The 15,259-nt window shown below is 72.3% G+C and carries 12 protein-coding genes; 5 read left to right on the forward strand and 7 right to left on the reverse strand.

Translation table 11 applies throughout. The features are described from left to right. Window positions 1-810, forward strand: coding sequence for a polyprenol monophosphomannose synthase (locus ACFY15_RS26710; RefSeq protein ID WP_390690453.1), 810 nt, complete (start codon window positions 1-3; stop codon window positions 808-810). Window positions 811-882: 72 nt separating this feature from the next. On the opposite strand, the gene ACFY15_RS26715 is transcribed toward ACFY15_RS26710, so the two are convergent. Both ACFY15_RS26715 and ACFY15_RS26720 read right to left on the reverse strand, forming a co-directional pair. After that, entirely contained in the window at window positions 883-2,031 is a 1,149-nt protein-coding gene (locus ACFY15_RS26715) for an acyltransferase family protein (protein ID WP_390690454.1), read from the reverse strand. Between the two features lie 190 nt (window positions 2,032-2,221). Next, entirely contained in the window at window positions 2,222-3,607 is a 1,386-nt protein-coding gene (locus ACFY15_RS26720) for an LCP family protein (protein ID WP_390690455.1), read from the reverse strand. A 106-nt stretch (window positions 3,608-3,713) separates the two neighbouring features. On the opposite strand from ACFY15_RS26720, the gene ACFY15_RS26725 reads away from it, so the two are divergent. The 3 genes from ACFY15_RS26725 to ACFY15_RS26735 all read left to right on the forward strand — a co-directional run bounded on the left by ACFY15_RS26725 (window position 3,714) and on the right by ACFY15_RS26735 (window position 7,103). Next, the gene (locus tag ACFY15_RS26725; protein ID WP_042816988.1) at window positions 3,714-4,253 is read left to right on the forward strand and encodes an acyl-CoA thioesterase; all 540 of its coding nucleotides are present in this window, start codon (window positions 3,714-3,716) and stop codon (window positions 4,251-4,253) included. A gap of 115 nt (window positions 4,254-4,368) precedes the next feature. Next, window positions 4,369-5,580, forward strand: a complete 1,212-nt coding sequence (locus ACFY15_RS26730) for an acyltransferase family protein (RefSeq protein WP_390690456.1) — start codon at window positions 4,369-4,371, stop codon at window positions 5,578-5,580. Continuing rightward, the gene (locus ACFY15_RS26735) at window positions 5,577-7,103 is read left to right on the forward strand and encodes a glycosyltransferase family 39 protein (RefSeq protein WP_390690457.1); all 1,527 of its coding nucleotides are present in this window, start codon (window positions 5,577-5,579) and stop codon (window positions 7,101-7,103) included. The genes ACFY15_RS26730 and ACFY15_RS26735 overlap by 4 nt, the downstream gene beginning before the upstream one ends. A gap of 39 nt (window positions 7,104-7,142) precedes the next feature. Here the strand turns inward: ACFY15_RS26735 and ACFY15_RS26740 are convergent, their stop codons facing one another. The 4 genes from ACFY15_RS26740 to ACFY15_RS26755 form a co-directional block, all read right to left on the reverse strand. After that, window positions 7,143-8,540, reverse strand: coding sequence for an LCP family protein (locus tag ACFY15_RS26740; RefSeq protein WP_390690481.1), 1,398 nt, complete (start codon window positions 8,538-8,540; stop codon window positions 7,143-7,145). 448 nt (window positions 8,541-8,988) lie between these two features. After that, window positions 8,989-10,701: an LCP family protein gene (locus tag ACFY15_RS26745; RefSeq protein ID WP_390690482.1), complete on the reverse strand. Its 1,713-nt coding sequence runs from the start codon at window positions 10,699-10,701 to the stop codon at window positions 8,989-8,991. Window positions 10,702-10,857: 156 nt separating this feature from the next. Beyond that, the gene (locus tag ACFY15_RS26750) at window positions 10,858-12,624 is read right to left on the reverse strand and encodes an LCP family protein (protein WP_390826157.1); all 1,767 of its coding nucleotides are present in this window, start codon (window positions 12,622-12,624) and stop codon (window positions 10,858-10,860) included. A gap of 222 nt (window positions 12,625-12,846) precedes the next feature. Continuing rightward, window positions 12,847-14,103: an LCP family protein gene (locus ACFY15_RS26755; protein ID WP_390690459.1), complete on the reverse strand. Its 1,257-nt coding sequence runs from the start codon at window positions 14,101-14,103 to the stop codon at window positions 12,847-12,849. Between the two features lie 140 nt (window positions 14,104-14,243). Between ACFY15_RS26755 and ACFY15_RS26760 the strand changes: the two genes are divergently transcribed. Next, window positions 14,244-14,423: a hypothetical protein gene (locus ACFY15_RS26760; RefSeq protein ID WP_390690460.1), complete on the forward strand. Its 180-nt coding sequence runs from the start codon at window positions 14,244-14,246 to the stop codon at window positions 14,421-14,423. Here the strand turns inward: ACFY15_RS26760 and ACFY15_RS26765 are convergent. Beyond that, the gene (locus tag ACFY15_RS26765; protein ID WP_390690461.1) at window positions 14,420-15,169 is read right to left on the reverse strand and encodes a TIGR03089 family protein; all 750 of its coding nucleotides are present in this window, start codon (window positions 15,167-15,169) and stop codon (window positions 14,420-14,422) included. The genes ACFY15_RS26760 and ACFY15_RS26765 overlap by 4 nt on opposite strands. Window positions 15,170-15,259 lie beyond the last annotated feature (90 nt).

Consider the following 15,259-nt stretch of genomic DNA (forward strand, 5'->3'; position numbering starts at 1 on the left):
GTGATAGGCGAGCAGCAGACTCCCCGCAAGACCGACGTTGCCACCACCAAGCTCCCCGACACCTGGGCGCACACCCCCCTCACCGTGGTCATGCCGACCTACAACGAGGCGGGCAACCTCCCGGGCATGGTGGAGCTGCTCATGGGTCTCGACCAGCCGGGCCTGCGCCTGCTGATCGTCGACGACTCCTCGCCCGACGGCACCGGCAAGATCGCCGACGAGCTCGCGGAGGGCTACCTCACCGAGGACGGCAAGCCGCGCATGTCGGTCCTGCACCGCACCGCGAAGGACGGCCTCGGCCGCGCCTACGCGGCCGGCATGGCCAAGGCCGTCGAGGACGGCGCCGAGTACGTGCTCCAGATGGACGCGGACGGCTCCCACCCGGCCGGCAAGATCGCCGAGATGCTGGGCGTGGCCCGCTCCACCGGCGCCGGCCTCGTCGTGGGCTCCCGCTACGTGCCGGGCGGCACCCTGTCCAACGCCTGGGGCGCGCACCGCAAGCTGCTCTCCCGCTGGGCCAACGCGTACGCGAGCACCATCCTCGGCACCCGCGTCCGCGACATCACGGGCGGCTTCAACCTGTGGAGCGCGGCCGCGCTGAAGGCGATCGACCTCGCGTCGATCGGCAGCGCCGGCTACAGCTTCCAGGTGGAGATGAAGTACAAGGCCCTGCGCCGCAACTTCCAGGTGATGGAGGTTCCGATCCACTTCGAGGACCGCACCGTCGGCGAGTCGAAGATGAACCTGGCCGTGCAGCTGGAGTCCATCGCGATGCCGTGGAAGCTCCGCGCCGCGGCGGGCAGGAAGTAGGCGGTCGCACGGACCGCGAGCGCAAGGGGCGTCCCCGGCCGGGGGCGCCCCTTGCGCCGTGTCCGGCGGGCGTCAGGACCTGGCGGGCGCCGGACGGCGTTCCAGGAAGCGCTTGAGCCGGCGGGCCAACGGGCGTTCCACGAAGCGCTGGATGAGCCAGGAGGCCAGCAGCATCACGGCCGTCGCGGACAGCATCAGCGTCCAGGGCTCGACGTCGCGGTGCCACTGCCGCAGCATCGTCAGGCCGGCCTGCTGGTGCAGCAGGTACAGCGGGTACGACATGGCTCCCGCGGCCGGCAGCCAGCGCCAGTCGATCCGGTCCAGCCATCCGAGGGCCACGGCCGCCATGATCACGTAGCACAGGGTGATGACGAGCAGGCACATCTCCCAGGACAGCCGGTCGCCCTTGACGGTGTTCCAGTGGACGATGTCGTTCAGCCAGCGCTGCATCAGCAGCCAGGAGAACACCAGCAGCGCCCACGGCTCTCCCGCCCGCGGCCCCTCGCGCCGGATCAGGTAGAAGCAGATGCCGGAGATGAACAGCGGGGAGTAGTCCGGGTTGGCCAGGACGTCGAGGACCGGCAGGCCCGAGCCCGGGGCGAGCAGCGAGGCGACGGTCCAGATCCAGCAGAAGTTCAGCACCTTGCGGTAGGTCAGCCCGGTCCAGGCGACCACCGCGAAGATCAGGTAGAAGCGGACCTCGGACCACAGCGTCCAGTACGACGCGTCCAACGGGGCCGCCCCCAGCGGGGTCTGCACCATCGTCAGGTTCGTCAGGATCTGGCTGAGCCCCGGCCCGGCGCCGCCGAAAGGCTTGCCGAAGGACAGCAGCACGCCCATCGTCACCAGGACGCAGAACCAGTACGCGGGCGCCAGGCGGACCACCCGGCTGCGCAGGTAGGAGCCCAGCGGGCGCCCCCAGGCCGACATGCAGATGACGAACCCGCTGATCATGAAGAACAGCTCGACGCCCATCCAGCTGTAGCGGCCGACGACGGTCAGCCAGCCGAACGCGTCGCGGCCCCACACGTCCTGACGGGTGTAGTGGTGGAGGAGCACCAGCACCGCGGCGAGGATCCGCAGCCCGTCCAGGACCCGTAGCCGGCGCCCCGCTCCCGGCGCGGGCGGCCGCACCTGTTCCGGCACGAGAGGCGGGACGGGGGGTCTGTCGCCGTCTTCCCGTCGCTCTTCGAGGACGCGCGGGGACGGGTGCAGGGACATGAAGGCTCCACGGGCAGGACGGACGCATGCCCGGTCGGTCGACGGCCGCGTCGGAACACGGGCCCGGCCGCGGTATCCCCCCGGCGGTCGGGCCGCAACAGTCTTACGAGAAAACCATCGCACTGTCCACAGCACCCGGCGGCGGGATGGGCGGTGCCCTCACCCGTTCAGCGGCCGGCCGGCGCCCCGCTCACTGCCCCTTGACGGTGACCTTCTGGTCGTTCTGGATCTCCTTGACCAACTGCTGGACCTTCGGCTTGTCCCAGACGAGGTTGCCGCCCCGCTGACCGGAGATCGGCATGTTCATCGACACGCCCTCACCGCTGTTGACGCCCTTCATGGCGAAGAACATCTCGCCCATGTCCCACAGCGACATGTCCTTGTCCACGATGAGGGTGTCCAGGCCGGCGCCCATCACCGGGTAGAGGGAGAACGGGTTGAGCACGGTCCCCGGGGTGGCGGCCTGGCTGGCGAGCGCCGACAGGAACTTCTGCTGGTTCTTCGTCCGTTGCAGGTCCGACTCGGCGAAGGCGTAGCGGGTGCGGACGAAGGCCAGGGACTGCTCGCCGTTCAGCGTCTGCCGGCCCGCCTTGAAGTCGGCGCCGGACTTCTCGTCCTTGAAGCCCTTCTCGATGTCCAGCTCCACGCCGCCCAGCGCGTCCACGATGTTGGCGAAACCGGCGAAGCCGATCTCGGCGTAGTGGTCGATGCGCAGGCCGGTGTTGAACTCGACCGTGCGCACCAGCAGCTCCGGCCCGTCGTCCGCGTACGCGGCGTTCAGCTTGGTCCGCTTGCCGGTGCCGGCGTACTTCTTGCCCGACTGGGATCCGACGAAGGAGGGGATCTCCACGTCCGAGTCGCGCGGCAGCGAGACCATGGTGTTCCCGCTGGAGCACTTGGCCAGGACCATCATCGAGTCGGTGCGCTTGCCCTCGGCGGAGCCCGTGTGGAGCTTCTTCTTCTCCTCGTCGGACATGCCCTCGCGACTGTCGGAGCCCACGATCAGGTACGTCGTGCAGTCGCCCTCCTTGGGCCGCTCGATCACCTTGGACAGGTCGACCTCGCGGCGGACCTTGGAGTCGGCCCAGAAGTAGGTGCCGACCGTGGTCACCACCAGCGCGGAGACCAGCACGATCGAGCCGATCTTGATCCGCTTGCGCCAGTCGACGGTGCGGACCGGCCCGGGACGGCCGGGGCCGCCGGGGCCGCCGGGACCCGCGGGACGCCCGGGGCCGCCGGGGCCGGAGGGGCGCCCGTAGACCTGGCCGGTGTTGTACCCGCTGTCGTACGAAGCGTCGGGGCCCTGCCCCTGCTGCGGCGGCACCCCGTAGCCGGAGCCCGGACGGCCACCCGGCGGCGGGGCCTGCGGCGGGGCCTGCGGCGGGACCGGCGGCCGCGCGGGGCGCTGCCCGGGACGGGGCTGCGACTGGGGAGGACGGGGGGCCTGCGGCTGCCGCTGGACGTGGCGCATCCGCTGCGCCCCCTCCGGCTGCGCCTGCCCGCCGCCGCGTCCGTACCCGTCATCGCGGCGGCCGCGCGCGTCGCGCTCGCCGCCAAAGCCGTCCCAGTCACTCATGCGCACAAGGATGCCCGGCCGGGAGTGTCGCGGGACACCCCGGTGGGGTGTTCGTTCCGGGGCTGTTGCAGACCTGATGCCTCCGGGCCGCACTTAAGGTGGCTGCATGACACAGATACCGGAGGCACCGGAGGGCAAGCCGATCTCGGCGTCCCGGACCACCCTCAGTCACATCATGACCGCGGCCGACACCAACCTCCTCGGCACCGTGCACGGCGGAGTGATCATGAAGCTGGTGGACGACGCGGCCGGCGCCGTGGCGGGCCGCCACTCCGGCGGGGCCGCCGTCACCGCCTCCATGGACGAGATGGCCTTCCTGGCCCCCGTCCGCGTCGGCGACCTGGTCCACGTCCGGGCGCAGGTCAACTGGACCGGCCGCTCCTCGATGGAGATCGGCGTACGGGTCCTCGCGGAGCGGTGGAACGAGTCCACCCCCGCCACCCAGGTCGGCAGCGCCTACCTCGTCTTCACGGCGGTGGACCCCGAGGGCAAGCCCCGCCGGGTCCCCCCGGTGATCCCGGAGACCGAGCAGGACGAACGCCGCTACCAGGAGGCCCAGATCCGGCGCACGCACCGCCTCGCCCGCCGCCAGGCCATCAAGGAACTGCGGGAACGGCGCATCGCCGAGGGATTCGATGAGGAATGATCCATTCGGCTGTGGCTGCGGCCCCCCCGTAGACTCCACGGCTGAGGTCCGACCGCCCGGTGCACGGACGGCGGCGCCGCCCCCCACCTGTTCCTGCTGCGGAGATGTGCCGATCATGTCGAAGCCCATACCGTCCCCGCGGACGCCGGGAGCGGAGCCGCAGCGCCCGCCCGCCGCCGCGTCCCGCCGGCCACGGCTGCGCGCCCTGGACGGCCTGCGCCTGGTGGCCGCGCTGATGGTGGTCGCCTTCCACTGGACCGGCGTCAACCGCTATCCCACGGTGTGGCTGGGCACCCCCGAGAAGCTGATGCCGGGACTGCAGCACGTCAGCGCCTACGGCTTCCTGGGCGTCCAGCTGTTCTTCCTGATCAGCGGCTTTGTCATCTGCATGTCCTGCTGGGGCCGGACGCCCCGTCAGTACTTCACCTCACGCGTGGTGCGCCTCTTCCCCGCCTACTGGGTCGCGATCGTGCTGACCGGCCTGGTGGTCAACTACGCCGCGACGGCCCGGCCGACGCGCGCGCACCTGAGCATGACGGACTTCCTGTCCAACATGACGATGCTCCAGCAGCCGCTCGGAGTGGCCGAGGTGGACCCCGTCTACTGGACCCTCTGGGTCGAGCTGCGCTTCTACCTTCTCTTCGCCTTCGTCGTGGTCTTCGGACTGACCTACCGTCGGGTGCTGGGCTTCTGCGGGATCTGGATGATCCTGTCGGTGGTGGGCCGCGGCTCGGACAACAAGCTGCTGGAACTGTTCGTCATGCCCGAGTACGCGCCGTACTTCATCGCCGGCACGGTCATGTACCTGATCTACCGCTTCGGTGCGAACTGGCTGCTCCTCGGGTCGGTCGGGTTCTCCTTCCTGGTCGCCCAGCACCAACTGCTGGGTACGGGCGCCAGCTTCAAGTACGGCGTGATGCACCCGCTCGACTGGACGGTCATGACCGTTTTCTGCCTGTTCGCCTTCGGTGTCGTACTGGCGGCGGCGATGGGCGCGTTCGACCGCATCCAGTGGAAGTGGCTCACCACCGCCGGTGCCCTCACCTACCCCGTGTACCTGCTGCACCAGGAGATCGGCTTCGCCCTGATCCGCTGGACCCGCCTGCAGGGGGTGGGCGTCTGGCCGACCCTCGCCGCCGCGCTCGCCGCCGTCCTCCTGCTCTCCTGGCTCGTGCACCGCTATGCCGAACGGCCCCTCTCCGCCCTTCTGCGGCGGATGCTGGACGCCCCCGGCCTGGCCCTGCCCAAGTCCGACCCGCCTGTACGCAGCCGCGCCGCTACCACCGAGCCGTCTGCCGTCCCCGCAGAAGGCGCCGCCACCCGATGACCTCCGCACGCACGTCGCCCGTCGCCCCGGCCGCAACGGACGATCCGGCCGACCGCCGGCGTCCCGGGCCGGCCGCAGGGCCCGGGACCCCCCGCCGGCTGCCGGTGCCCGACTGGCTCTGGGCCGCCCTGCTGACCCTGGCCGTCGCCTGCGTCGGCATCGGGCGGGCGCAGCCGTGGCGGGACGAGCTGGCCAGCTGGAACGCCGCCACGCGCAGCACCGGCGAGCTGGTCGGGATGCTGGGCCACGTGGACGCCGTGTCCGGCCTCTACTACCTGCTGCTGCACGGCTGGGTCTCCGTCTTCGGGGACTCCACCGCGATGCTCCGCCTCCCGTCGGCGCTGGCCATGGCCGGCGCGGCGGCCTTCGCCGTGCTGACGGCCCGCCGGCTCTTCGACCGCCGGACGGCCGTCTTCGCCGGTCTGCTCTTCGCCTTCCTGCCCGCTGTCTCCCGGTACGGCCAGGAGGCGCGGTCGTACGCCTTCGTCGTACTGGCGGTGAGCGCCGCGACCTGGCTGCTGCTGCGCGCGCTGGAGCGGCCGGCCCCGCGGCGCTGGGCGCCGTACGCCCTCGCGGTGGCGGCGGCCGGTCTGTTCCACGTCGTGTCGCTGCTCTTCCTGCTGCCGCACGGCCTGATCGTGCTCCTGCGCTGGTGGCGGGAGCGCACGGGGCGCACCCTCGTCGGCTTCGCGGTGACGGTGGCCGTGGCCCTGGTGCCGGTGGTTCCGCTGGTGCTGCTGGGGCAGCGCCAGGCGGGACGCCAGATCGGCTGGATCAAGACCCCGCACCTGCGCGGCATCGCCGACCTCTGGAACAACCTGTTCGGCTCCCCGACGATCGGCCTCGCCGTCGCCGCGGTGGCACTGCTGCCGCTCGCCTGGAGCCGGGGCCGGCGGCCCGCGGTGGAGCTGCTCCTGGCGGGGGCGGCCCCGATCCTGGCGGCCTGGGTGGTCTCGCAGGGCAGCACCTCGTACTTCATCGACCGCTACGTCCTCTTCACCCTGCCCGCGTGGGCGGTGCTCGCGGCGGCCGGTCTGGCCGCGCTGCGGCCGCGGGTGGTCGGCGCCCTCGCCCTGGCCGCGGTGGTCCTCCTCGGCCTCCCCGACCAGAGGCAGCTGCGGACCGAGTGGGCCCGGGTCGGGCTCGACGGCGAGGCGGCGGCGCGGGTCATCTCCCAGGGCTACCGGCCCGGGGACGGGTTCGTGCCCGTGCGCGGGGGCGACCGCGTGTTCATGATCGATTTCCAGGTGGAGTACTTCCTGCCGGAGAAGGTCCGGCTCAGGGATGTCTTCGCGGAACGCTCGGCGGTGGCGAGCGACGACCTGTTCCCCGAGGAGTGCGCGCAGCCCGTGCGCTGCCTCGGCTCCACCCAGCGGGTGTGGGTGGTGACCTGGAGCGGCACGAAGAACCCGTACCACAAGCTCCCTAAGGAGCAGGCCGACGCGCTGGCGGCCCACTACCGGGTGGCCGAGAGCAGGACGGTGCGCGGCCTGGAGGTCTCCCTGCTGGAGCGGGTCGGGTAGCGGCCCGGGCGGTGGCGGGAGGGGGCGTGGGCGGGGGTGCTACTTCCCGCACACCACCTGGTCGCCGGTGACCACGCCGAACTCGCCCTGGTAGGGGTCCTCGGCCCGCACCGGGACGACCTTGCCGTAGTCGGAGCCGGCGATCACCAGCACCGTCCGGCCCTGGCCGGCGACCGCGCGCAGCTCGCTGCCGGGCAGGGCCGTCGCCACCGTGCGGGCGGAGCGGTCCCAGCGCGGGTCGTACGAGATCACCGTGCGCCGGACGTCGCGGCCGGCGCCGTTGCCCGGGGCGCCGGTGGTGTCGAAGCCGGTGGCGCGCAGGGCCGCGTCCACGCGTCCGCCCAGCCCGTCGATCCGGGTGCCGTTCTCCACCTGCACCCGGATCTGCTGCGGCGGCACGTCGACCGGGACGGCCGTCGGCGTCGCGGGGGCCGCCGGGCGGTCCGCGGGCCGGCCGGGACGGGGCGGGGCCAGCGGGCGGTCCTCGCGCAGGGACTCGAAGAGCTGGGCGGCCTTGTGGTCGTCCCACTTGACCGTCGAGCCGATGCCCTTGACCTGGTACGAGGCGTCCCCGATGGGGACGGAGGCGAACTCGGACGAGGAGGGCGTGAACCCGCGCATCGCCTGCCCCAGCGCCAGCATCTGCTCGGAGCCGAAGTCCTTGTCGGCGCGCACCGAGCCCAGCAGGGTGGAGCTGACCTCCTTGAACTTCACCGGGTTGAGCAGCACCCCGCCTCCGGTGGCCTGCTTGATCAGGGCGGCTACGAACCGCTGCTGGCGCTGCATCCGGCCCAGGTCGGAGGCCCCGTCGACATGGCGGGAGCGGACGTACTGGAGGGCCTGGCCGCCGGTGAGGCGGTGGGTGCCGGGCAGCAGGCGCAGGCCGGTGTTCTGGTCGTTGAGGGCCTTGGCGGTGCAGATCTCGACCCCGCCCATCGCGTCGACGGTCCGCATGAAGCTGGTGAAGTCGACCTCCAGGTAGTGGTCGATCTTGACGCGGGTCATGTCCTCGACGGTCCGCACGGTCAGGTTCGGCCCGCCCTCGGCGTAGGCCGCGTTGAGCTTCACGGGGTGCGCCCGGTGGGGTTTGCCGGTGACCGGGTCCTGGTGCGCGGGGAGTTCGGCGTAGCTGTCGCGGGGCAGGCTGACCACGCTGGCCCGCTGCCGGTCGGCGGACAGGTGCACCAGCATGATCGTGTCCGTGCAGTGGCAGGGCTCCCCGCCGAGGCGGTACTCGCGCTTCTCCTCCGGGGTGATCTTGTCCCGGCCGTCGGTGCCGACCAGCAGGAAGTTCACCCCGTGCCCGGCCTGCGGACGGTTCTTCATGTCCTTGAAGGGGTCCACCCGTTCGATGCCGGTGTCCAGGCCGGTCATCACGGCGTGCCCGACCGCCCCGGACCCCAGCACCACCAGGGAGACCCCGGCCGCGATCCGCACGCCCCACCGGGGCCGGTCGCGCCGGCCGCGGGCCGTCCCGCCGCGGCCGCCGCCCTTCCGTGCGCGCTGCGGCTGGGCCGGCCCGGCGGGCCGGGTGGGGCGGTGCGGCTGGGGCACGGGGGACACCTCCCGGTACGTCGGGCAGATTCATCGGAACAGTAGGCCCATACGATCAGCGTCTGTCCGTACCGCTCGTCCGCCGCGCTTCCGTTTCCCCCGTACGCGTTAACGTGACACCGCTACCCGACCGTGAAGGACGACATGCCCGCCCAGCAGCCCGCAGTCTCGGTGATCATGGCAGTGCTCAACGAGGAGCGCCATGGTCGTCGCCAGCCGCCGCCCGTCGGTGCGCCGCGACCCCTCCCCGGTCTGAGGCATCACGCGAAGGGGGTGGCCCGGTCCGTGGGTACGGACCGGGCCACCCCCTTCGCATGCGCGCCGCCGCCGGCTACCAGCGGTACGGCTTGTAGACCTCCATGCAGGCGCCGGTGTCCGAGCCGTTGATCGCGTCGGCGGTGTCCGGGATCGCACCGGCCGGCGGCGGGGTCTGCTGCGGGTAGGCGTTGCCCTCACGCCAGTCCGCGCCCACGACCAGGGTGATCTTCGAGACGTCGGCCGACTGCTGCACCGCGGCGTTCGGGACGCCCAGGGAGGCCGCCACGCTCTGCGCCTCGTCCGCCAGGTCCGGCGTCGGGTAGCGCACCACGGTCGTCTTCTCCGGGGTCAGCGCGCTGTCCGCCCTGGCCCCCGTGAAGCCCTTGGAGACCAGCACCTCCGCGATCGCGTTCGCCCGGTGGGGCGCCAGCGGCTGGCCGGCGGCGGTGCCGTTGACCACGTTGACGGCGATCTTGTCCGGGGTGGTGACCGGGGCCTTCGAAGGCTGCTGCCCCGGCTGCGCCGGCGGCTGCGAACCGGCCGGGGCGGGCTGAGAGGCGTCGGCGGCGGGCTGGGAGGCCGACGGGCTCTGCGGGGTCTGCGGCTCGCCGTTCTTGTCGAACGCGATGTCCTTGCGGAGCATCGTCCACAGCCGGTCGGCGTCCGCCGGGTTCACGATGAGCCGGTTCTCGTCCCGCGGGTCCTGGAAGGTCGGCATCGTCGTCATCGTGATGCGGTTGGTGGGGACGTCCTTGAGCTGCATGGCCAGGTTGTACAGCTTCTTGACCGAGCCGATCTCCTCGGAGACCTCCAGGGCCTTGGTGCCCGCCTCGGCCAGGTCCGTGATCCGGCCGACGTCGGTGAAGGCGTTCTGGCTCTTGAGCTCGCGCATCATCGAGTTCATGTACATGTGCTGGGCCTGGGCCCGGCCCAGGTCGCTGCTGAACGCGTGCCGGGTGCGCAGCCACTGGAGCGCCTGCTCGCCCTTGACCCGGGTCGTGCCCTTCTGGAGCTTGAGGCCGGAGCCCCCGCCGGAGGTGGGCAGCGGCCGGTCCCAGACGTTGTCCTTGACGCAGACGGGGACGCCACCGACCGCGTCGGCCATCTTCACGACACCGGAGAAGTCGATCATCATCCAGTGGTCGATGTAGACGCTGGTCAGCTTCTCCCAGGTGGCCAGCGTGCAGCCGGGGCCGCCGCGGCCGAGCGACTCGTTGATCATCGCGTTGGTCTTCTTGAACTTCTCGCCGGTCTTCGGGTCCGTGCACTCGGGTATGTCGACCCGGGTGTCGCGCGGGATGCTCACGACCGACGCGTTCTCCCGGTCGGCCGACACGTGCAGCAGCATCTGCACGTCCGCGAGCGGGGGGTTGCCCACCGTGTCGCGGCTGCCGCCGAGTTCCACGTTCTCCGGCTTGTTGCGGCTGTCGGAGCCGATCAGCAGGATGTTCAGCGGGCGCTGGCCCTTGGCATTGGCGTGGGTCTTCTCCACGCCGCTCTCGCCGCTCAGGCGCTGCCCGCTGCGGATGTTGCCGTCGAGATGACGGTAGTAGAGGTACCCGGCCGCCGAGGTTCCCAGGATCAGGAACGCCAGGACGGACGCCACCCAGAACAGCACCCGCCGGCGACGCCGGCGGACAGGGATGCCACCGCCCGGGGGCCGGGCGCCGCCGCCCGAACCGTCCCGGGGTGGGGGCACCGCGCCGGACGCCTTCTTCTCGCCGCCGTCGGATATGCCGTCGGCGGCCTTCTCGGGCGCCCCCTCCCCCCGCACGCTGCTGTGCATCACGCGTACCCCCCTCAAGAATCTTTACTGGTCGGTATTGTGCCGGTCCTGCCGGCTACCGCCCCATCGGCGGTCTGTGGACGTGCCGCGGGCGGCCCGACGGCCGCCCGGTCCTGCTGAGCGGCCCCGTGCGCCGGCGTCCGCCGGGGCGGCCGGTCACTTGGCGCAGACCGCCTTGTCCGCCTCGACCCGCTGGACACCCTCGGGCGCCTGCTGCGGGACCGCGGCACCGAGCGGTGTGCCGGGCTCCTTGAAGTCGGAGCCCAGGGTCAGCTTCATCGGGGTCCTCGGCGCCGCGTCGACCGCGCCGGGCCTCAGGGCCGAGGCCGGCAGTCCCATCATGTCGGCCAGCGCCCTGGCCTGGTCGGCCTGGTTGGGGGCGTACTCCAGCTGCGTGGCGGCCAGCCGGGCCGAGGCGTTGCCGTGGTTGCCGGCCTTGTAGACGCCCTTGCTGTTCTGCAGCCACGTCAGGGTGGTGGACGCCGACCCCGGAGGGCCGCCGCCGTTGTACACGTCCACCCGGATGTCACCGGCGGGGGCGCGGTTCCCCTGGAGCAGCGCGTCCTGCCTGCCCTTGGCGTCGGCCTCGGCCGCGTCCTTGGCGGCCTGCTCCTTCTTCTCCACCTCCGTCAGGGACACGTCCCCCCGGATCATCTGGAGCAGCGGGTCCGCCTGCGCGGAGTTCACGACCACGGTCGCCTTGCGGTTCGCCGGCTCGGCCGGGTTGTCGACCACCGGAAGCGTGGTGAACGTGACGTTCTTGGGGTTGATGCCCTTCAACTCGCCCGCGAGCGCGGTGAGCTTGCCGATGGAGCCCAGCCCCTGGTCCACGGTCAGCGACTTCGTCGCCGCCTCCGCCAGCGAGAAGAACTTCTTCGGACTGGTCAGCGTCTCCTTGGACTTCATCTCGCGCATCATCGAACCCAGGAACTGCTGCTGGGTCTTGATCCGGTCCAGGTCGCTCTCGTTGCCGAAGGAGTGCCGCGTCCGTACGAAGGCCAGCGCCTGCTCGCCCTCCAGCCGGTGCTCGCCCGCCTTCAGGTTCAGCTTCGAGTCACGGTCGTTGACGTCCTTCGCCAGGCAGACGGGCACCCCGCCCACGGCCGTGCTCAGGTTCTTCACCGCGTTGAAGTCGACCATCATGAAGTTGTCGACGTCCAGGCCGGTCAGCTGTTTGACCGTGCGCATCGTGCAGCCCGGGTCGCGGCCCTCCTGCCCCAGGCTGTTGTTGAAGCGGGTGCCGCGGGTGCCGGGGATCTCCTTGACCGAGCCGTCGATCTTCGTCGGGCAGGCCGGGATGTCGGTGATCAGGTCGCGGGGGATCGACAGCGCGGTCGCGTTGCTGCGGTCCTTGGAGACGTGGAAGAGGATCGTGGTGTCGGCGTGGCCGACGCTCTCGGCGTCCCCGTAGCCCTCGTTGCCCTTGCCGCTGCGCTTGTCGGTGCCGATGACGAGGATGTTGATCGGCTGGTCCTTCTTGAAGCCGCCGCCCGCGCCGCCGGTGTCGATGACCTTCAGGTTGCCGTTCAGGTGCTCGTAGTAGATGTACGAGCCCACCCCGCTGCTGACCAGCAGGAACGCCAGGGTGCCGCCGGTGACCGCCAAAAGCCGCTTGCGGCGGCCCGGTGCTCCGTCGTCCTTGCGGGAGCGCCCGCCGCCGCGCCGCCCGCCGGGCGGGCCCTCGCCGCGGCGGGGCTTGGGAACGGCGGGGGAGGGGGCGGCCGGCGCCGGGGCGGCCGTGGGCGTGGACGTGGACGTGGACGTGGACGTGGACGATCTGCGCAGTCTGCGGGGGGACGGGGCCACGCGCTGCTGCGCAGCGGAACGGCCCAGTTGCAGTTCGTAGTTGCCAGTGCGGGGATTGAGGACCCACTGGTCGGCGGGGTCGATCTCGTCCGCCCGCCCACGGCTTTGCGCATCCACGGTTGCTCGAATCCTCCGTCGGTGCTTCGCGACGCGCCTCCCCCCAGGCGCGCGGTCAACGATCCGGCTGCTGGTGCACGGCCTCTTCACAGCCGGTGCACCGGATCGCTCACCTTATCCGGCCAGGTCAGCCGCAAACCATGCCGGTGACAAAATCCACTCCCCTTATAACGGGCCAAAGCGCTCATCCGGCTCGCTCGGGCCCCCGGCTTTTGGATTGCTTTACCGGCAGTCTGCCGTGCCCGCCGTGGTTCCTGTGAAGGTGGGGGCCGGTGTGGGTGCCGGAGGGGTTCCGCTTCCTGACGGCGAAACCCCGCCCGAACCCCCGTCGGCGGCCTCTCCCGAGCCCTCCCCGGATCCGCGGGGCGTCGCCTCCAGGGGCTCCGGATCCGCGCTCGCCGACGGCTCGGGAGCGGTGACCGTCACCGGCCGGTCCGTCCGCAGCCGCTCGAACAGCCGGGTCGCGTCCGGCTCCACCAGCTCGTCCCGGTTCGGATCGGCCGCGTACGGGCGGCGGGGCACCGTCAGGAACTTGACCTGGTCGGCCGGTATGTCCCTTACGCCCCGAACGAGTTCGTACAGTCCGCGCAACGAGGCCAGCCCCGGGTCGGTGGTCACCGAGGAGGTCGCCGCGTCCAGCAGCGGATACAGCTTCCCCGGGTTGAGCAGCACCCCGTTGCTGCTCACCTTCTCCCACAGCGAGCCCAGGAACGTCTGCTGGCGCTCCATCCGTTCGGTGTCGCTGCCGTCCCCCAGGCTGTAGCGGGCCCGGACGAACCCGAGCGCCTGCTCGCCCCGGAGCACCTGCCGGCCCGCCGGCAGCCGCAGGTGCGCCTCGGCGTCGTCCACCGGCCGCCGCAGGCAGACCTCCACCCCGCCGACCGCGTCGACCATCTTCTTGAACCCGCCGAAGTCCACGACCATGTGGTGGTCGATCCGGATCCCGGTCATCTTCTCCACCGTCCGGATCGTGCAGGCGGCCCCGCCCCACTGGAAGGCCCAGTTGAACTGCGCGAACCGGTCCCCCGTACGGGAGCCGTCGGCCCCCAGGCACTCCGGCACCCCGGTCATCAGGTCCCGGGGGATCGACACCGCCGTCGCGCTGCGGCGGTCGGCCGGCAGATGCAGCAGGATCACGGTGTCCGAACGCTGCGTGCCGCCGTCCTGCCCGTAACCCGCGTTCCCCGTGCCGGAGCGCGAGTCCGAGCCGATCAGCAGGATGTTCTGGGCGCCGGCCGCGAAGTGCGCCGGGCGTTCGCGCTCGTAGCGCCGCAGCTCGGCCGCGGCCGAGGTGTCCTCGGTGATGTTCCCGTCGAGCTTCGCGTACAGCCACCAGCCGGCCGCCGTCCCCACGAGGACCAGCAGCACGGCCCCGAGCCCGATCCAGCGCAGCAGCCGGCGCCGGCGGCGGCCGCGCGGGGGCCTTCCGCCGCCTGCGGCCGCTCCAGCGCCGTCCGGTATGCCCGCGCCGTCCCTCACTCGCGCACCGTCCCCTCGCCGTACCGGCCGCGGCTGCGCCGCACCGGCAACGGGCCGTGCGGGTGAGCACGGCCTGCAGCGATACTCCCTCCGGCCGGGGCGGACGGCCCGGGGGCGGGGGCCTGTCTAGACCCATGCGGGTGAGAGATCGCCGGAACCCGGGGCGGCGACGCGCCTCCGGGGCGGGGCGGGGCCGGGGGCCGGAGCACGGGCCGGGCCCGGCCGACCCGGCCGACCCGGCCGACCCGGCCGACCCGGCCGACCCGGCCGACCCGGGCGACCCGGGTGAGCCGGCCGACCCGGGCGAGCCGGGCCTCTAGACGGTGTGGGTGACGCGCTCGCTCTCCACCCGCTGCGCCAGCGCCTCCGGCGCCAGCCGGTCCAGGTTGCGGCACAGCACCACCGAGCCGCCCGCGGCCAGCGGCGCGTACAGCCCCGCCGACAGCCCCTCCCAGCTGTCGAAGCCCAGCCCCGACAGCACCCGGGCACCCCCGCCGAGCCCCCGCTCCGCCGCGTCCTCGCGGGCCCGCCCGACCAGCGCCGTGTACGACAGCTCCGCGCCGCCGACCACCAGCCCCGGCCCGTCCGCGTCCACCGGCGCGAACGGAGCGAACCGGTCACCCTGACCCGGCACCTCCACCGCGTAGTCCGCGAACCCGGCCGGCGCCTGCGGGAACCGCCCGCCCAGCGGACGCAGCGCGAGCGCGACCCGCTCACCGGAGCAGGCGCGGGCCTCCTCCAGCGTGTCGGGCCCGCTCACCACCAGGTCGGCGTCGGCGGGATCCCCGCCGATCTCCGCGACCACCCCGACGGAGGCGCAGGCGAGCAGCCACACGGCGCTCTGCCAGTGCGCGGGCAGCAGCAGCGCCAGCCGGTCGCCCGGTTCGGCGCCCAGGTCGCCCTGGAGCAGATTGGCGGTCTTGGCCACCCAATTGGCGAAGGTGGCGACGGACAATTCGACGCGCTCGCCCGTGGCGTCGTCGTAGAAGGTGACGAGCGGGCGGCCCGGATCGGCGGCGAGCGCGGATCGCAGCAGGTCGGCAGGGGTGCGGTCAGTGGCGTTCACCCGCCCCAGCGTACGCGGGCCCCTCCCTCGTACGGGGGTCGGCGGCTCGCCCGTCCAGGGGAGGCGCGCCCGGCGCGCCGTCGGACGGTG

It is taken from the genome of Streptomyces sp. NPDC001373, assembly GCF_042895815.1.
In the GTDB taxonomy this organism is placed as follows: Bacteria; Actinomycetota; Actinomycetes; order Streptomycetales; family Streptomycetaceae; genus Streptomyces.